General features: G+C 62.4%; 16 protein-coding genes. 11 read left to right on the top strand and 5 right to left on the bottom strand.

The features are described from left to right. Positions 1-116: 116 nt before the first annotated feature. The 3 genes from ettA to HJD22_RS08585 all read right to left on the bottom strand — a co-directional run bounded on the left by ettA (position 117) and on the right by HJD22_RS08585 (position 3,679). Entirely contained in the window at positions 117-1,778 is a 1,662-nt protein-coding gene (ettA, locus tag HJD22_RS08595) for an energy-dependent translational throttle protein EttA (protein WP_208655781.1), read from the bottom strand. A gap of 107 nt (positions 1,779-1,885) precedes the next feature. Then, complete coding sequence (locus HJD22_RS08590; RefSeq protein WP_208655780.1) at positions 1,886-2,089, bottom strand: PA3496 family putative envelope integrity protein; 204 nt, start codon at positions 2,087-2,089, stop codon at positions 1,886-1,888. A gap of 273 nt (positions 2,090-2,362) precedes the next feature. Beyond that, a complete protein-coding gene (locus tag HJD22_RS08585) occupies positions 2,363-3,679 on the bottom strand; it encodes an MFS transporter (RefSeq protein ID WP_208655779.1) in 1,317 nt (438 codons plus the stop codon). Positions 3,680-3,774: 95 nt separating this feature from the next. Between HJD22_RS08585 and HJD22_RS08580 the strand changes: the two genes are divergently transcribed. Both HJD22_RS08580 and HJD22_RS08575 read left to right on the top strand, forming a co-directional pair. Beyond that, positions 3,775-4,044, top strand: a complete 270-nt coding sequence (locus HJD22_RS08580) for a SelT/SelW/SelH family protein (RefSeq protein ID WP_208655778.1) — start codon at positions 3,775-3,777, stop codon at positions 4,042-4,044. Then, positions 4,041-4,940 carry a DMT family transporter gene (locus tag HJD22_RS08575; protein ID WP_208655777.1) on the top strand — a complete coding sequence of 300 codons (900 nt, stop codon included), beginning with the start codon at positions 4,041-4,043 and terminating at the stop codon, positions 4,938-4,940. The genes HJD22_RS08580 and HJD22_RS08575 overlap by 4 nt, the downstream gene beginning before the upstream one ends. A gap of 26 nt (positions 4,941-4,966) precedes the next feature. Here the strand turns inward: HJD22_RS08575 and HJD22_RS08570 are convergent, their stop codons facing one another. Further along, positions 4,967-5,551 (bottom strand): arylesterase, encoded by a 585-nt coding sequence (locus HJD22_RS08570; protein WP_248730190.1) that lies wholly within the window; start codon positions 5,549-5,551, stop codon positions 4,967-4,969. A 112-nt stretch (positions 5,552-5,663) separates the two neighbouring features. Here HJD22_RS08570 and HJD22_RS08565 point away from each other — a divergent pair, with 112 nt between their 5' ends. The 9 genes from HJD22_RS08565 (at position 5,664) to HJD22_RS08525 (ending at position 17,171) form a co-directional block, all read left to right on the top strand. After that, positions 5,664-6,380 (top strand): ABC transporter ATP-binding protein, encoded by a 717-nt coding sequence (locus tag HJD22_RS08565; protein WP_208655776.1) that lies wholly within the window; start codon positions 5,664-5,666, stop codon positions 6,378-6,380. Between the two features lie 50 nt (positions 6,381-6,430). After that, the gene (locus HJD22_RS08560; protein WP_208656900.1) at positions 6,431-8,968 is read left to right on the top strand and encodes an ABC transporter permease; all 2,538 of its coding nucleotides are present in this window, start codon (positions 6,431-6,433) and stop codon (positions 8,966-8,968) included. Positions 8,969-9,064: 96 nt separating this feature from the next. Then, a complete protein-coding gene (locus HJD22_RS08555; protein WP_208655775.1) occupies positions 9,065-9,268 on the top strand; it encodes a DUF2281 domain-containing protein in 204 nt (67 codons plus the stop codon). Next, the gene (locus tag HJD22_RS18090) at positions 9,216-9,578 is read left to right on the top strand and encodes a type II toxin-antitoxin system PemK/MazF family toxin (protein ID WP_367947598.1); all 363 of its coding nucleotides are present in this window, start codon (positions 9,216-9,218) and stop codon (positions 9,576-9,578) included. The genes HJD22_RS08555 and HJD22_RS18090 overlap by 53 nt, the downstream gene beginning before the upstream one ends. 144 nt (positions 9,579-9,722) lie before the next feature. Then, positions 9,723-10,985, top strand: a complete 1,263-nt coding sequence (gene glyA, locus HJD22_RS08545; RefSeq protein WP_208655774.1) for a serine hydroxymethyltransferase — start codon at positions 9,723-9,725, stop codon at positions 10,983-10,985. Positions 10,986-11,118: 133 nt separating this feature from the next. Beyond that, the gene (locus HJD22_RS08540) at positions 11,119-12,909 is read left to right on the top strand and encodes a type I secretion system permease/ATPase (RefSeq protein WP_208655773.1); all 1,791 of its coding nucleotides are present in this window, start codon (positions 11,119-11,121) and stop codon (positions 12,907-12,909) included. Further along, entirely contained in the window at positions 12,909-14,309 is a 1,401-nt protein-coding gene (locus HJD22_RS08535; protein WP_217267827.1) for an HlyD family type I secretion periplasmic adaptor subunit, read from the top strand. The genes HJD22_RS08540 and HJD22_RS08535 overlap by 1 nt, the downstream gene beginning before the upstream one ends. Further along, positions 14,309-15,793, top strand: a complete 1,485-nt coding sequence (locus tag HJD22_RS08530) for a TolC family outer membrane protein (RefSeq protein WP_208655772.1) — start codon at positions 14,309-14,311, stop codon at positions 15,791-15,793. The genes HJD22_RS08535 and HJD22_RS08530 overlap by 1 nt, the downstream gene beginning before the upstream one ends. Before the next feature lie 43 nt (positions 15,794-15,836). After that, positions 15,837-17,171, top strand: a complete 1,335-nt coding sequence (locus tag HJD22_RS08525; RefSeq protein ID WP_208655771.1) for an undecaprenyl-phosphate glucose phosphotransferase — start codon at positions 15,837-15,839, stop codon at positions 17,169-17,171. Between the two features lie 19 nt (positions 17,172-17,190). On the opposite strand, the gene HJD22_RS08520 is transcribed toward HJD22_RS08525, so the two are convergent. Next, a complete protein-coding gene (locus HJD22_RS08520; protein WP_208655770.1) occupies positions 17,191-18,099 on the bottom strand; it encodes a glycosyltransferase family 2 protein in 909 nt (302 codons plus the stop codon). Positions 18,100-18,178: the final 79 nt, after the last annotated feature.

Genomic DNA, 18,178 nt, shown 5'->3' with positions numbered 1-18,178 from the left:
CTATGCGCGGCCACTCCACTGTGTCGAACCGGCTCGGGTGGCGCTCATACAACACCCCGAGGGTTGGCTTGGGTGTCCAACTTTCGGGGTGCGGTTCATCTGCGGCTTGAAATGGGTCAGGCGTCGATGCGCTTGTACTTCAATCGCTTGGGCGTGTCGTTGCCGACGCGCTTGCGATGGTCCTCTTCATACTCCTGGTAGTTGCCCTCGAAGAAGACCACCTGTGAATCTCCCTCGAAGGCGAGAATATGGGTGGCGACGCGATCGAGGAACCAGCGGTCGTGAGAGATGATCATCGCGCAGCCGGGGAAGGCCAACAGGGCTTCCTCCAGGGCGCGCAGGGTCTCGATGTCCAAGTCGTTCGAGGGTTCGTCGAGCAGCAGCACGTTGGCGCCTTGCTTGAGCGTCTGGGCCAGTTGCAGGCGGCCGCGCTCGCCCCCGGAGAGGTCCTTCAAGAACTTCTGCTGGTCGTTGCCCTTGAAGTTGAAGCGCCCTACGTAGGCCCGCGACGAGACCTCGTAGCCATTGATGTTGAGGATGTCCTGGCCATCGGAGACCGCCTGCCACACCGTCTGCTTGTCATCAAGGGCGTCGCGCAGCTGCTCGACATAGGCGATATCCACCGTCTCGCCGAGCACCACTTCGCCGGCATCGGGCGACTCGATGCCCTTGATCAGCTTGAACAGCGTCGACTTGCCCGCCCCGTTGCCACCGACGATACCCACGATGGCGCCCGGCGGTACGGTGAAGGAGAGCTCCTCGTAGAGCAGCTTGTCGTCGAAGCGCTTGGTCACGCCGTGGAACTCGATGACCTTGTCGCCCAGGCGTGGACCGGGCGGAATGTAGATCTCGTTGGTCTCGTTGCGCTTCTGGAAATCGCCGGACTGCATCTCCTCGAAGCGATTGAGGCGCGCCTTGCTCTTGGCCTGGCGACCCTTGGCATTGCTGCGTACCCACTCGAGCTCCTGCTTGATCGCCTTCTGGCGCGAGGCCTCCTGCTTGGCTTCCTGCTCGAGGCGCTTTTCTTTCGACTCAAGCCACTGCGAGTAGTTGCCTTCGAAGGGGATGCCGTGGCCACGGTCGAGCTCGAGAATCCAGCCGGCCACGTTGTCGAGGAAGTAGCGGTCGTGGGTGATTGCCACCACGGTACCGGCGTAGTCATGCAGGAAGCGCTCCAGCCAGGCCACCGACTCGGCGTCGAGGTGGTTGGTGGGCTCGTCGAGCAGCAGCATGTCCGGGTTGGAGAGCAGCAGGCGGCACAGCGCCACGCGGCGCCGTTCGCCCCCGGAGAGATGGCCGACCTTGGCCTCCCAGGGGGGCAGGCGCAACGCCTCGGCGGCGACATCGAGTTTACGCTCGAGGTTGTGGGCATCGGCGGCTTCGATCAAGTTTTCGAGGCGCGCCTGCTCGCTTGCCAGGGCGTCGAAATCGGCATCCGGCTCGGCATAGGCGGCATAGACGGCATCGAGCTTCTCCTGAGCGGCCTTGATCTCGCCCAGCGCCTCCTCGACGGTCTCGCGCACGCTCTTTTCGTCGTCGAGCTCCGGCTCCTGGGGAAGGTAGCCGATGTTGAGCCCAGGCATGGGGCGCGCTTCGCCGTTGTGGTCGGTATCGACGCCGGCCATGATGCGCAGCAGAGTCGACTTGCCCGAGCCGTTGAGGCCAAGCACGCCGATCTTGGCGCCAGGGAAGAAGGAGAGCGAGATATCTTTGAGGATCTCGCGCTTGGGGGGCACGACCTTGCCCACCCGGTTCATGGTGTAGACGTATTGCGCCATGGAAATCCACTTGGGTTGGGGAGTTCAGTGGCCACGATGATAGTGGCCGATCGCCGGAAAGGCCAGCCAAGGCCCGTAACGACGATGGGCGCCGAGGCGCCCATCGATCACTCTTCTTCGTCTTCGAGCAACCAGTCGTCCTCGATGGCGCGCCTCAGCCGGCGCTCCTCGAGCAGGCTTTCGACTTGACGGCGTGCGCGCAAGGTGTCGGCCCGGCTGCTGGGACGCGTGCGCCCATAGTCATCGTCATTGACGGCATCAAAGGCGTCCTGATCGTCGGCGAGGTCGTTGACAAGATGATCTCGGCTCATGCGAAGCCTCCCACAAACCTGATAGACAAAAACACCCAGCAGCGCTGATGAATATCGACAAAGTGTGTGCTGACCGGGGCGCTTGGACCCCTAAGGGAGTCCTGTGGGCCTATATAGCGTCAGTTGCAGACGATGACAAGAGGAGTGGGGAAATTAATTGTCGATGCGTTAGAGGCTAGTCCGCAGTGAGTTTGTCGGCGTCATCGTAAAACGGGGTGATGAAGGCATCGACGATACGTTCCAGCAGGGCTGGGCTGATCATGGGGGGCTTTTCTACTGCTCCACTTCCGGCATGCACTGGGCGCTCGTTGCGGCCAAGAAGGCCGCCGCGGCGAGCACGAGCAGCAGTGTCGTGGTGCCAAACCACTGCGCAAGCAGACCGATGACGCCGCCCATCAACAGCATGAGCGCACCGGTCAAGGTATTGGAGAGGGCGACATAGAGCGCGCGCCGGTCATGACCGGCCATGTCGACCAGGTAGGTCTTGCGGCCCAGACGAACCCCCGCATGGGCAATGACCAGCAGCGCATAGACCAGTGCATAGGGCCATACCGATTGACTCCAGGCTGCTGGAAGCCAGGCGAAGCTCGCTGCCAGCACGCAGCAGATGCCGGCGCCGATCCCCGCATCGCGCATCACGCCACGGCTAGAGCGGTCGGCACGCTTGCCCCATACCGGACTTGCCACCAGGCCCGCAAGGCCCGAGACCACGATCAAGATGCCCAGGCCGCCAAGCTCAGTGCCGCTCTCCTGCTGTCCAAGCAGAGCGATATAGGGCAGCGCCAGCGCACTGGAGAGCAGCAGCGCACGCGACAGGTTGAAGTGCAGGAAGTCGCGGTCGTCACGCATCAGGCGCAGACCGAGCTTGATACTGCTCCAGGCGTTCTCGCCCCCCTCGACGGCGCCGGGCGCCTCCTCGATGCGTGCCGCACACAGCGCATTGACCGCCCAGCCCAGCGCCGCGACCGCGAGCAGGATAGCCAGGGCCAGCTCGCCGGGGCGATCCTCGAACAGCATCATGATGGCACCGGCCAGCAGCGTGACCGCACCCGCCATGCTGCCGCTCCAACCCATCAGGTTGCCGCGCCGCTGCTTGGCGATGGTCTTGCCCAGCACATCCTTGGAGGCGATAGACGAAAGACCCCGCGCCAGTGAGAGAGCCGTCAGTACCAGCAGTACCAGCGCGCCGCCCACGCCGCCGCTGCCGAACAGGGCAAGCATCGCCAGGCAGGCCGCCGCAATGGCTTGCAGTACGCCGCCAGCGACCCAGACCCACTTGCGCCGGGGTTTCAGGCGAATGAAGCCGGCCACGAAGAGTTGAGGCAGCAGGGCACCGGATTCGCGTATCGGCACCAGCAACCCGACCATCCACAGCGGTGCGCCGATGACGCCCATCAACCAGGGCAGTACCAGCCGGGCGCTGGAGAGCTCATCGGCGAGCTTGTTGCCCAGGGCGGCCAGCAGGTGGCGAAAGAAGTTGCGCGGCTGAGCCGTGCACGCCTCGTCGGGAATATCCCTGCACATGCGGCTGTCGTCATCGCCGGTCAACCACTCATAGAGGCGGGTCTGGCTGATGTTGCTGTCGGGCATCTGGCGGCTCCTGATCGCCTATATAGCGCCGGCACTGCGCTCTTGACGGTGGCAACTCCTGCTATCATGGCAGGACCGCTTTCAGGAGCTCAGAGATGGCGCGAATTCGCATCCATTATTGCACGCAATGCCAGTGGCTTCTGCGCGCCGGCTGGTATGCACAGGAGCTGCTCTCGACGTTCGGCGAACAGCTCGAAGAGGTGGCGCTGGCGCCCAGTCATGGCGGCCACTTCGAAATACTCATTGATGACCAGACGCTCTGGGAGCGCAAGCGCGATGGCGGCTTCCCGGATATCAAGACCTTGAAGCAGCGTGTCCGCGACCAGCTCGACCCCGAGCGCGACCTGGGTCATATCGATCGATGAGCCAGGAGCGCCAGGCCATGCTCTGCGGCCTTGGTGCCGTGGCGTTGTGGTCCACGGTGGCCACGGCGTTCAAGGTGGCCCTCTCGCACATGTCGCCGCTTGAGCTGATGTGGCTGGCGGTGCTGGTCTCCTGGGGTCTGATGGGGGTGCTGGTGCTGCGCCGGGGGGAGATGCGCCAGGCGTTGCGCCATGGCTGGCGTACGGCGGCCTGGGCGGGGTTGATGAATCCGGTGGCCTACTATCTGGTGCTGTTCGCTGCCTACGACCGCCTCCCGGGACAGGAGGCAATGGCGCTCAATTACACCTGGGCGCTGGCCATGGCGCTGCTCGCCGTGCCGATTCTCGGCCAGCGCCTGACGCGTGTCGATATCGCCGCCGGGCTGATCGCCTATGGCGGGGTGTGGATCATCGCCACGCGTGGCGCGGTGCTGGATGTCGCCTTCGCCGACCCGCTGGGTGTCGGCATGGCGCTCTGCTCGACGCTGATCTGGGCGCTCTACTGGCTGTTCAACGCCCGCGATTCACGCCCGCCGTTGATCGCTCAGTGGCAGAACTTCAGCGTGGGGTTGCCGGTGCTCACACTGCTGCTGGCATTGGGCCCAGGTTGGCAGTGGCCTGGCTGGACAGGCTTCGGCGCCGGCGTCTATGTCGGGCTGTTCGAGATGGGCATCGCCTTCGTGCTGTGGCAGCTCGCCGTGCAGCGCATCTCGCGCACCGCCCGGGTCGCCAACCTGATCTTCCTGTCGCCGCCGGTCTCGCTGCTGCTGCTCTATTCGATCGTCGGCGAGCCGATCATGACTTCGACGCTGGCGGGGCTTATGCTGATCCTCGCCGGGCTCGGGCTGCAGCAGTGCCAGAAGACCCCCGTACCGGTGGCGGAAAGCGCCAGCGGCTGAGCCCTTGGCGACGGGGCCAGCACTCGCTACTCCTGACGAGCAGGCTCTTCGAGCATGGCGTCAAGTTCCGGCCAGACGTTGTCGAGGATTAGCGGCTGGGCGCTGGCGGTGGGGTGAATGCCGTCGCGTTGCATCAGGGCAGCTTCCAGTGCGACATTCTCGAGCAGGAAGGGTACCAGCGGCAGCGCATACTCGTCAGCCAGGTCGTAATAGACGGCGGTGAAGGCGTCGCGATAGGCCTGGCCATAGTTGGGGGGAATGTCGATGCCGAGCAGCAATACCTCGGCACCCGCCTGCTGGCTTTCCTCGATCATGCGGGTCAGGTTGTTGCGCATCTGTGCCGGGGGCAGTCCGCGCAGTCCATCGTTGCCGCCGAGTTCGAGTAGCACCAACTGCGGATCATGCTGTCGTAACAGATCGGGCAGGCGCGCCGCGCCGCCGGCGGTGGTTTCGCCGCTGATACTGGCGTTGATCACCCGCGCCCGGTCGCCAAGGCGTTCGGCGAGCAGGCTGACCCAGCCCTCCTCCTGTTCGATGCCGTAGGCGGCGCTCAGGCTGTCGCCGAAGACCATCAGCGTCGGCGTCTCGTCGTCGGCCTGGGCCGGGGCCATGAGGCCAAGCCATAGCAGGGTGAGCAAACTCAGCAGCCACGCTCCGACGGGTCGGATCCGGGGCTCGGACTTTCTTTCAGCAACGCGCAGCAACATAGGGAAACCTTTTGTCATGTCAGACTCCATTCGAACGGATGCGCCTCTCATTCTACATGCCCGCGCTTTGGGCAAGCGGGTCACCAGCGGTGAGAAGCCGCTGACCATTCTGAGTGATCTGGAGATGAAAGTGTTCCCCGGCGAGACGCTGGCGATCCTCGGCCACAGTGGTGCGGGCAAGTCGACCCTGCTTGGGCTGCTTGCCGGCCTCGATCAGCCCAGCGATGGCGAGCTCGAGCTTTTCGGCCAATCGCTCTCCGCCCTCGACGAGGATGGCCGGGCGCAGCTACGCGCCGGACGGGTGGGCTTCGTGTTCCAGAACTTCCAGCTGCTGCCGACTCTGACCGCGCTCGAGAACGTGCTGTTGCCGCTCGAGTTGGCGCCGGTGGCGGATAGCGACAAGCGCGGCCGCGACTGGCTCGCCCGGGTCGGCCTTGGCGAGCGGCTCGATCACCTGCCCAAGCAGCTCTCGGGTGGCGAGCAGCAGCGGGTCGCCTTGGCGCGCGCCTTCGTCACCCATCCCGAGCTGGTGTTCGCCGACGAGCCTACCGGCAACCTCGACCGTGCCACCGGCGGCAAGATCATCGAGCTGCTCTTCGAGCTCAACCGCGAGGCCGGCACCACCCTGGTGCTGGTGACCCATGACCATGTCCTGGCACGCCGCTGCGACCGCTGTCTGCGGCTGGATGCGGGGCGACTCGAAGAGATGACGGCCGATGAGGTGGAGGCATGAACGAGGCGGTAAGCGCCCGGCCCGCAGCGGCCACGCCCTCCACGTCGCGCATGGCAACGCTTGGCCTGTCGCTGCGCGGCTTGAAGCGCGACCTGCGTGCCGCCGACGTGCGTGCGCTGTTCGTGGCACTGGTCCTGGCGGTAGCGGCTTCGACCATGATCGGCTTCTTCCTCGACCGCCTCGAGCGTGGCCTGGAGCGCCAGGCCGGACAGCTGCTGGGCGGCGACCTGGCGCTCGAGCAGGCGCGCCCCTTCGACCCCGCGCTGCACCAGGCATTGCGCGATGCCGGGCTCACGATCAGCGAGCAGATCGGCATGGTCTCGATGGTCAGCCATGAAGAGGCGTTCCAGCCGGCGAGTCTCAAGGTGGTCGACGAACACTATCCGCTCTACGGCCAGGTCCTGGTCGAGCGCGGCGAGGGCGTCGAGCAGGTGAACCATGGCCCGGCCCCCGGCGAGGTGTGGCTGGCGCCGCGCCTGGCGCAGCTTTTGGAGATCGAGCTGGGCACGGCGGTGCAGGTGGGGCAGAGCACGCTCGAGTTCGCCGGACTGGTCGAGCGCGAACCCGATCAGCAGGGCGGTTTCGCCAACTTCAATCCGCGCCTGATGATGCACCGGGCCGATGTCGAGGCGACCGGCCTGGTGCAGCCCGGCTCGCGTATCGAGTTCGGGCTGCTGGCGCGGGGCTCGCCCGAGGCCGTCGATGCGGCGCTACCGCGCGTTCGTCAGCTTGCAGCCGAAGGTGTCGAGGTACGCGATGTGCGCCGCGACCGTCCCCAGCTCGGCAACGCCCTGTCGCGTGCCGAGCAGTACCTGAGCCTGGCGGGGCTTGCCGCGGTGCTGCTGGCCGGGGTGGCGGTGGCCATGGCGACTCGGCGCTATGTCGACCGCCACCTGGATACCGCCGCGCTGCTGCGCTGTTTCGGCGCGACCCAGCGTCAGCTGACCCGGCTGTTCGCGCTGCAGCTGCTGTGGCTGGCGCTGGCGGCATCGCTGCTTGGGGCGCTGCTGGGCCTGGCCGGTCAGGCGGGGTTGTTGTGGCTGCTCACCGCCTTCCTGCCGATGGAGCTGCCGCCTCCCGGGCCGCTGCCGCTGCTGCTGGGTGTGCTGACTGCGCTGGCGGTGCTGGTCGGTTTCGCCGGCCCCACGCTGCTGCGCCTCAAGCGGGTCAGCGCGCTCAAGGTGCTGCGCCGTGAACTCGATCCGCTGCCGGCCTCCGCCTGGCTGGTGGTGGGGGTGGCAAGCCTGGTCTTCGGTGGGTTGCTGTGGCTCTACTCAGGTGACCCCGGCCTGGCTTTCGGCCTGCTTGTCGGCGGGCTGGTCATGCTGGTGGTGCTGTGGGGGCTGGGCTGGCTGCTGCTGTCGCTGGTGCTGCGACTCGCCTCGCGCATTCCCGTGGCAAGAGGGGAGCGGGCGGGGCAGACACTGACCCAGGCCGTGCGGCTAGGGGCACGTCAGCTGGCGCGGCGCCGGCGTGCCAGCCTCGGCCAGCTACTGGCCTTCTCGGTGACCTTCGCCGCCATGGCGATGATCGCCCTGGTGCGCGGCGATCTGCTGACCACCTGGCAGGCGCAGCTGCCCGAGGATACGCCGAACTACTTCGCCATCAACATCCAGCCCGCGGAGCGCGACGCCTTTGTCGATACCCTCGATGGCGCCGCCGACGAGCTCACCACCCTCTACCCGATGGTGCGTGGCCGGATCACCGCGATCAACGACCAGTCGCCCCGCGAGGCGGTACCGGCCGATGCCCGTGGTGATGGTTCGCTGCGCCGCGAGCTCAACCTGACCTGGCAGGCCGAGCTGCCCGAAGGCAACCGGCTGGTCGCCGGGGAGTGGTTCGATGCACTGCCGGAGTTCGAGCAGGGCCGGGTGCCGATCTCGGTGGAGGATGGCCTGGCCGAACGGCTGGGGCTCTCGCTTGGCGATACCATGACCTTCACCATCGGAGGCGAGGAGATCGTCGGTGAGCTTGCCAGCCTGCGCGGTCTCGACTGGGACAGCTTCCGGCCCAACTTCTTCGTGGTCTTTCCGCCCGATGTGCTCGAGCATTTTGGCCACAGCTACATCACCGCCTTCCATCTCGACCGCGACCGCGGTGATGTCACCCGCCAGCTGGTCACGGAGTTCCCCGGCGTGTCGCTGATCAATATCGAGGCGATCCTCGGCCAGGTACGCGAACTGCTCACCCAGGTGACCCGTGCCGTGGAGTTCGTGCTCGGCTTCGTGCTGCTGGCCGGGGTGAGCGTGCTGTATGCCGCACTCACCGCCAGCCGGCCGATGCGCGCCCACGAGAGCGGGCTGCTGCGAGTATTCGGCGCCGGCGACCGGTTGATCTCGCGGGTGCAGGGGGCGGAATTCGCGCTGCTCGGCTTCACCAGTGGCCTGATGGGCGCGCTGCTGGCCGAGCTTGCCGCCGCGGGCATCTATATCGGCTGGCTCGACCTTGCGCCGCGCATCCACTGGGGCTTGTGGCTCACGCTGCCGCTGGGCGGGGCGCTCGCCATCGGCGTGATCGGTCATGTGCTGTCGCGTAGCGTGCGCCGCCAGACGCCGATGCAGAGCCTGGGGCTGTTGGGCGAGGCGTGAGAGAGTGATGCCATGGAGCCTTGATAGGCTCCAGCCGGACCATGAAGCGCCGCTTATACTGAGGGGGCCAAGAGTCATGTTTGAGAGGATCAAGTGATGCTGTCCGCTGAGCAAATTGCAATGGAAATCAGTCAATTGCCCGAGTCTCTTCAACGCGAAGTGCTGGATTTCGCGCATTTTCTAAAGCACAAGGCTGAAGGTGAAGAGTTGGGTAACTTGATGCTGGCTCAAGAGAAGAGCCTGCAGCATGAATGGGATAATCATGATGACGAGGTGTGGAATGACGTGCCAGTCAGGTGATGTGGTTCTCATCCCATTTCCATTTTCGGATCTGCAGAGCAGGAAAAGGCGTCCCGTTTTAGTGCTTCGTCCCGCTGATCGTTATGGGGACATGGTGTGTCTCGCGATTACTTCCAGCCCGCAGCATGCAGATGCACTTATCCTGGAGGAGTCCAGTTTTGCTGCAGGTACCTTGCCCAAGCGTAGTTGGGTTCGGTATGAGAAGGTTTTCACCTTGAATGACTCACTGGTAGTAGGCCATTTCGGCGCGCTTACTCCTGCCGCTTTTAAGAAAGTGCTTCAACTATTCTGCAAACACTTTGGGTGCTGATATGAATCTTGGCTTTTCGATTCAGTATCACTAAACCCGAGATGAGAAATTATGCGCCTCGCCATGACCCCCTTTCATATGAAAGGGGGACGCCGCTGGGGTATCATGGCGCCAACTTTCCCGCCATTCCGAGGACCCTCGACGATGTTCAGCCGTGACATGCAGATTGCCGGATTCGATGATGCCCTGTTCGATGCGATGCACAAGGAAGTCGCCCGTCAGGAAGCGCACATCGAACTGATCGCCTCCGAGAACTACGCGAGCCCACGGGTGATGGAAGCGCAGGGCACGCAGCTGACCAACAAGTACGCGGAAGGCTATCCCGGCAAGCGCTACTACGGTGGTTGCGAGCACGTCGATGTCGTCGAGCAGCTGGCCATCGACTACGCCAAGCAGCTGTTCGGCGCCACCTACGCCAACGTTCAGCCGCACTCCGGTTCCCAGGCCAACGGCGCGGTATTCCAGGCGCTGGTCAAGCCCGGTGACGTGGTGCTCGGCATGAGCCTCGATGCCGGCGGCCACCTGACCCACGGTGCCAAGCCGAACTTCTCCGGCAAGCAGTACACGGCCGTCCAGTACGGGCTGGGCGAGGGTGGCCTGATCGACTATGACGAAGTGGCCAGGCTTGCCCGCGAACACCAGCCGAAGATGATCATCGCCGGCTTCTCGGCCTACTCCCAGATCATCGACTGGGCCAGGTTCCGTGAAATCGCCGACGAGGTGGGTGCCTACTTGCTGGTCGATATGGCCCACATCGCCGGCCTGGTCGCCGCCGATGCCTACCCGAGCCCGCTGCCCCACGCCCATGTGGTCACCACCACGACTCACAAGACCCTGCGTGGCCCGCGCGGCGGCCTGATCCTCTCCGCCGAGAACGACGCCGAGATCGAGAAGAAGCTGCAGTCCGCCGTATTCCCCGGTGGCCAGGGTGGCCCGCTGATGCATGTCATCGCCGCCAAGGCGGTGTGCTTCAAGGAGGCCATGGAGCCCGAGTTCAAGACCTATCAGCAGCAGGTGATCAAGAATGCCCAGGCGATGGCCGGGGTGTTCATCGAGCGCGGCTATGACGTGGTCTCCGGCGGCACCGAGGACCACCTGTTCCTGCTCTCACTGATCAAGCAGGGGCTGACCGGCAAGGATGCGGACGCCGCCCTTGGGCGCGCGCATATCACCGTCAACAAGAACGCGGTGCCGGGCGACCCGCAGAGCCCCTTCGTCACCTCCGGCCTGCGCATCGGTACCCCGGCGGTCACCACGCGAGGCTTTGGCGAGAGCGAGTGTCGCGACCTGGCCGGCTGGATCTGCGACATTCTCGACGCCATGGCCAACGGCGACTCGAGCGCGGCGGAAGCGGCGGTCAAGGCCAAGGTCGAAGAGGTCTGCGCGCGGTTGCCGGTGTATCGTTAAGGGCGACGTTAAGCCTGTCAGCTAGAAGCCCTAGCTCTTTGATCGCCTCTACCTGTGGTAGGGGCGATTCTGCTATGCTGCCGCGATTATTTTTCTGCGTCAGCCACTCCTTTCCAATAACGGTGTTCGCCACATGGCAAAGCAAGAAGACGCCACGGATCTTCAGCGCGCGCTCAAGACCTGCAAGAGTTCATTCATTTCAGTCGGCTTCTTCAGCATGTTCGTGAACTTGCTGATGCTTGTTCCGCCGATGTACATGCTGCAGGTCTACGATCGGGTACTGTCGACTCAGAGTGTCGACACGCTCATCATGCTGACTATTGTTGTCGTCTTCCTTTTCATGATAATGGGCGGCCTGGAGCTGGTCAGGTCTCGTATCCTGGTGAGGGTGGGTAATCGCCTGGATACCAACATCAATGCCCGCCTGTATAGCGCCATGTTTCGCCGTAGCGTGGTCAGTCAGGGGCGACAAACGGCTCAGCCCCTCAACGACTTGACCAGCCTGCGCCAGTTCCTCACCGGCAATGGCCTGTTTGCGTTTTTCGACGCTCCCTGGGTGCCGATCTATCTTGGCGTGCTGTTCCTGTTCCATCCCTGGCTGGGGATTTTTGCAACCGTCGCAGGCCTCATTCTGCTGGGCCTTGCCGTTGCCAACGAGAAAGCCACCAAGACCCTGCTTGCCGAAGCCAGCAGCGAGAACATCAAGGCGCAGGAACTGGCCAACTCCAATCTGCGCAACGCCGAAGTGCTGCATGCCATGGGCATGCTGCCTGGCATCATGGGGCGTTGGGCCAACAAGCATCATGAATTTCTGGCCAAGCAGTCCCAGGCAAGCGATCGGGCCGGGGCGCTGACCAACACCTCCAAGACCCTGCGCATGCTGTTCCAGTCGCTGATTCTCGGCCTGGGTGCCCTGCTGGTACTGCGTGGCGACATGTCACCCGGCATGATGATCGCCGGTTCGATCATCATGGGGCGAGCGCTTGCGCCCATCGACCAGATGATCGGAAGCTGGAAAGGCTTCGTCAGTGCCCGTAGTGCCTATGGGCGTCTCAATGATCTTCTGACCCAGATTCCCGACGAACAGCGGCGTATGTCGTTGCCCGCCCCGAAGGGTGATATCAACATCGAGAGTGTCGCTGCCGCCCCGCCCGGGGTGCGCATGGCGACCCTTCGCGGCATCAATTTCACTGTGCCCAGGGGCGAGCACATCGGCATCATCGGCCCGAGTGCGGCGGGCAAATCGACCCTTGCCCGGGTACTGCTGGGCATCTGGCCCTCTCAGGTCGGCAAGGTACGCCTGGATGGCGCCGATATCACCCAGTGGAATCGCGATGAGCTTGGTCCCTATATCGGTTACCTGCCCCAGGATATCGAGCTGTTCGATGGCACCATCAGTGAAAACATTGCCCGTTTTGGCGAAGTGAACCCCCAGAAGGTCGTGGCTGCAGCACAAAAAGCCGGTGTGCACGAAATGATTCTGGAACTTCCCAACGGATATGACACCTATATCTCCGCCAGCAGCGGTGCGCTGTCGGGCGGCCAGCGCCAGCGCGTCGGCCTGGCCCGTGCGCTGTACGGCAATCCCGTGCTGGTGGTGCTGGACGAGCCCAACTCCAACCTGGACGATGCCGGCGAGCGCGCGCTTGCCAATACCATTGCCCAGCTCAAGCAGGAGGGGGCGACGCTGTTCATCATCAGCCACCGCACCAGCGTACTGAAGAGCATGGACAAGTTGCTGGTGATGAAGGAAGGGCAGGTCAGCATGTTTGGCCCACGCGATCAGGTACTGGCACAGTTTGCCAAAAAGCCGGCGCCACGTGGGCAACTGGCACAACAGACGAATACCCGTCTGGCGGCCATCCGTGGCGGTAGGCCGGACGCAGGGCAAGCAGGGCCCGATAGCCCTGAGGAGCAAAGCTAGTGGCAGACGAGAAGCACCCCCTGGATCGCCCGGCGGGCCGTGATGTGACGGCACGCGAGGAGATCGACGTCACCCCCCAGCCCAGTGCCATCGAAGGTGAATACAGCGAAAAGCTGCCGACCAGCGACAAGGGATATCGCCGGCTGGGGATGATGATCCTGCTGCTGGCCTTCGGTGGCTTCGGCACTTGGGCCGCCACCGCTTCTCTTGCCGTGGCGGTGGTCGCGCCCGGTTCGGTATCGATGGAGTCCTTCAAGCGCACCATTCAGCACCTCGAAGGGGGTATCGTCAGCGAATTGCTGGTCAACGACGGTGACTATGTCGAGGCCGGCCAGCCGCTGCTGGTGCTGAGCGATACCCAGGCACGCTCCCAGCTCGAGATCGCCCGCTCGCAATACCTGATCAACCGCGCCATGGAGATCCGCCTGTTGGCCGAGCAGCGCGGCGATCAAGCCATGGTAGTTCCCGATGAACTGCTCGATGCCGACAATCCGCGCGTGCAGCAGGTGCTCGGTGTCCAGCAGAGCCTGTTTACCGCGCGCCGCCAGTCGCTGATCTCCACACTCGAGTCGCTCGATGAGCAGAGCAACCAGATGCGCGAACAGATCGAGGGTCTCCAGGCCCGGGTGCAGGTCAATTCGCGGCGTATCGAATCGCTGCGAGGAGAAGCCGAAGATTTCCGTTCGCTGTTCCGTGAAGGGCTTGGTGATAACCAGCGGATGCGGGAGCTCGAGCGGCAGGTGCTGCAGTACGAAGGCGAGAATGCCCAGCACCGCTCCGATGTCGCGCGTCTGCGCTCGCAGATCAGCGAGAACCAGATGCAGAAGGAAATCCGCCAGCAGGAGTTCCAGAAGGAGGTTGGTGAGCAACTGCGTGATGCCCAGGCACAGATCGCCGAAGCCGAGGAGCGCATCACCTCGCTCGATGACCAGGTCAACCGTACCACCATCATGGCACCGGTCTCCGGTACCGTGGTCGGGCGCCAGGTGCACACCATCGGTGCCGTGGTGCGGCCCGGTGATACGATCATGGATGTCGTGCCGTCAGGCGACGGTTTCATCGTCGAAGCGCGGATCCCCAACCGTGACATCGACAATATCTTCCGGGGACAGCACGCTGAAATTCGCTTTTCCGCCTTCAACCAGCGCTTGACCAACATCATCGACGGTGAAGTGGTCTATGTCAGTGCCGACAGCTTCGAGGACGAAGCGACGGGAAGCCGCTACTACAAGGCGCGAGTGCGAGTCACCGACGCGGGTCAGGAGGACATGACCGAGCAGATGCAGCTGCTCTCCGGCATGCCTGCCGAGGTGATGATTCGCACCGGGGAGCGCACCTTTGCCAGCTACATCGCCAAACCCGTCACCGACATGCTGGCTCGCGCCATTAGGGAGGATTGATGACACCCCTGATTCCGGTGCACTTTCCAAGTCGTATCGTCACGGCGGGTGTCATACTGGTTGCCGGCTGGCTTTTGATCATGCCGGCTGTAGCCCAGCAGGGCGACGTGCCTGCCGGCGATAGTGCCATGGCGGAATTGGCGGCCCTCGATAGTGCCCAGCCCACGCTGCGCGAATTACCCTCCTTGCCGGGGCTTTTCCAGCGTGCACTCGAGCACGACAGTGCACTGGCTCGCCAGCGATACGAGCTCGAAGCGGTCAATGAAGAGATTCCCCTGGCTCGCTCGCAACTGCTTCCCCAGGTAAGCGCCAATGCATCCTATCTCTATCAGGACTCCACCAACATCCAGACCGATCCCGATGGGTTCGGTCTGGATCAGCCGGCGCAGCGCCCCGGCGAGATAGATGAGCGCTACTGGCAGCTCCAGCTCCAGCAGCCGCTGTTCAGTTTGGAGCGCTGGCGCGGGCTCGATCTCGCCAGGGCACAGGTGAGCGTGGCGCAGCTGCAACTGGCGCTGGTCGAGCGCGATCTGGCATTGGAAGTGAGCGAAGCCTATATCAACGCTTATCTTGCCTCGCGCCGCCTGGGCCTGCTGGAAGCCCAGCGCGAATCGCTTGAATTGCAGACTCGCCAGGCGCAGAGGGCATTTGATCTCGGCGTCGGCGACAGGATCAACCTGCTCGAGGCACAATCGCGACTCGACCAGTCGATCAGCGATACGGTGCAGGCTGAAAATGAGTTCGATAATGCTCTCAGCTTGCTGGAGCGTCTCACCGGTATGCGCCCCGATTTCAGTGGGCTCCAGCTTGGCAGCCTTGAGGCCGCCAAGGTCGAGAGTGACTGGGGTTCAGTGGACGCCTGGATCGAGCGCACCCCTGCCAACCTCCAGGTATTGCTGGCCCGTGAGGAGCAGCGCACCAACGAGTTCGACACGCGTATTCGTCGTGGCGGCCACTTCCCCGAGGTCAATCTCAACCTGAGCTACTCTGATCGCGACAGCGATGATGATTTAAGGACAAGTGAAGACTACCGGGCCAGTGTCGAGGTGAGCGTGCCGCTCTACCGGGGCGGCTACACCACGGCCAGCGTGCGACAGGGCGAGCTGCGCACCAGTGCCGCTCGCGAGTCGGTCACCAACGAACTCAACCTTGCCGCCCAAGAGGTTCGCCAGCGGCTGCGCTCGCTCAATGGCAGCGTGCGCCAGCTCGAAGCGCTGCGCCAGGCGATCGAATCGAGTCAACTGTTTCTGGATGCCGCCGAACGCGGCGAACAGCTCGGGCTGCGCGATCTCGTCGATGTACTGGATGCGCGGGCCAATCTCTTCGACCAGCGGATACGCTTCGTCGACACCATTGGCATTTATGCCATCGACTGGTTGGCCCTGAGGTCGGCCGTAGGCGAACTCAACTCCGCCGACCTGAACAATATCATGGCGTTGCTGGCCCGAATCACCACACCGGGCTCGGTGGAGGGCGAGAGCTGATATGCTTCCGCGCAGCACCAGCAGTGATTGGCTGAGACGCGCCATGCGTACTTTCGATGCCGCCACTGCACTGGCGGTATCGGCGTTGCTGTTGTGGTGGTTGCCGGGTCTGGACAACACCGATGGCATCGAATACACGCTGCTTATTCTTGTCGGTAGCCTGCTGTTGCCGGCGTGTGGCGAGCTGTTGGGCCTGTACCAGCCCTGGCGGGGCAGAAGCCTGTTCACCATGCTGGGTGTCTATACGCTCGGTTGGTTGACGGCCATCGTTCTGCTCAGCCTGTTTCTCGTACTGACCCAAAGTGCCGATGTGTTCTCACGGCTGTGGATGGGCCTCACTTCTCTTGGCGTCTTGTTCATCGGGCTAGTGCTCAGAAGCATCCTCTATCTCTATCTGCGACATCTTCGCGCCAGCGGCAAGAACTTGAAACGCGTCCTGGCCATTGGGCGTTCCGAGAATGTCGAGCGTCTCTGTGAGCGCCTCGATGCCATGCCCTCTGTCGGCTATGCCATTTCGAGACGCATGGTCGATAACAATAGCCAACTGTTCTACAAAGAAGTGAATGAGCTGGTGGCGCAAAGCGCCTTTCAGCGCGATTTCGATGAAATCTGGTTGAGCTATCCAATAAGTGACGGCGATACCGTCCGTCACTTGGCCAATGTACTGGTCGCGGTACCCGCGAATGTGCGTTATTTCCCCGACCTTTCCGATGTACGCCTGCTAAATCATCGCATGGCCCAAGTCGCCGGGTTGTATTCATTGGATTTGAATTACAGTCCGCTAAATGGAGCCAGGCGCCTAGTCAAGTCGGTCGAGGATCGAGTGCTTGGCACCATACTTTTTCTACTTTTTTTACCTGTCATGCTAATCATCGCACTAGCCATACGAATTTCCATGGGCTCGCCGGTGCTTTTCAAGCAATATCGTCACGGTATCGATGGCAAGCGATTCCGAATTTACAAGTTTCGCACTATGCAGGACCAGCCAGCACAGGACTGGACTCAGCAGGCACAGCCAGGCGATCCAAGAATTACCCGGTTAGGCGCATTCTTGCGCCGCACCAGTCTGGATGAGCTGCCGCAGCTCTACAACGTATTGCAAGGCCGCATGTCGCTGGTTGGCCCTCGCCCGCACGCCATGGATCACAATGAGTACTACAAAGAAGTGATTGAAACCTACATGCAGCGTCACCGCGTCAAGCCGGGTATGACAGGGTGGGCCCAGGTACATGGTTGGCGTGGTAATACCGAGAACTTGAGCGATATGCAGAAAAGAGTAGAGTATGATCTCTACTACATTGATAACTGGTCACTTGGGTTGGATATCAAGATCCTGATCATGACGCTGATTCGCGGCTTCTATAATGTTCAGCCATAGCTGTTTGTACTCTACGCAACTATTTCCAGAAATGGTGGTGCATCGAAAGATGCCGTTTTATGGAAAGAGGAATGGATGCCTCTTTTTTCCCCAAGCGATAGCCGATATATTTGGCGAAATTACGAATAAGGGCTTCAGGAAGCCTCATAGGTGATCGCTTTAAGAGATACTTTGTCTCTGACAGTACATAGCGCTTTCCTTCCCCTTCGGCACGCCCAAGCATATCCAAAAGCCAAGACTCACGGCGATGCAGCACGCCGATATCAAAATAACGTCGACACTCCTGTATCACGCTGTAATTGTGAGAATGGTACACCTGAGCATCGGCACAGTAGTGCAATTTCCAGCCGGCTTTCAGCAAGCGTGCGCCGGCAATCATATCCTCGCTGAGAATCGTACCCGTCGGGAAACCACCGGCCGCAATAAGGGCCTCGCGACGGTAGGCGGCAAAGGAGTTCGATAGGAATGCAGCCTTGATACCCAAGCGCTCCACATCGCTGAAGCTCACTTGATAGGAAACGCTGGGATAGTTGAAAAAACGAGCATGTGCTGCAATCGGCGTGGCATCGTCGTGAGGGAGCTGTCGGCCAAAGGCAGCACCTACCAGGGGATCGTCGAAGACCTCAACGAGCCTATCCAGTGTGGCACTGTCAGCGACTATGGCATCCTGTGTGAGAAATACAATAATCTCACAATCATCTAATTGGCCAATGGCCCAGCCTCTTGTGCCGCCGTGGTCGAAATCACTCCGAGCGATGGTCGTGACCTCACATCCGGCCTGTTCTGCCAGCACGGCCGTCTCATCCTCTGAGGTAGAGTCGATGATCAACACACGATACATGCTGGCAGCAGGCAAAGTGCGCAAAAGCCATTCACGCCATTGAGGGCCCGCATTCAGCGTCGGGACACAGAGACCTACCTTGAACACTACATTGCCTCACTTATTTGTCAGTGGCGCATGAGCCCAACCGTCGAACTGAGAAATCCCATTAAAATACCACAAATTT

Source organism: Halomonas sp. TA22 (genome assembly GCF_013009075.1).
Taxonomy (GTDB): Bacteria; Pseudomonadota; Gammaproteobacteria; order Pseudomonadales; family Halomonadaceae; genus TA22.
The sequence above is the reverse complement of the archived record's forward strand: the minus strand, read 5'-3'. Positions and strand labels throughout refer to the sequence as shown.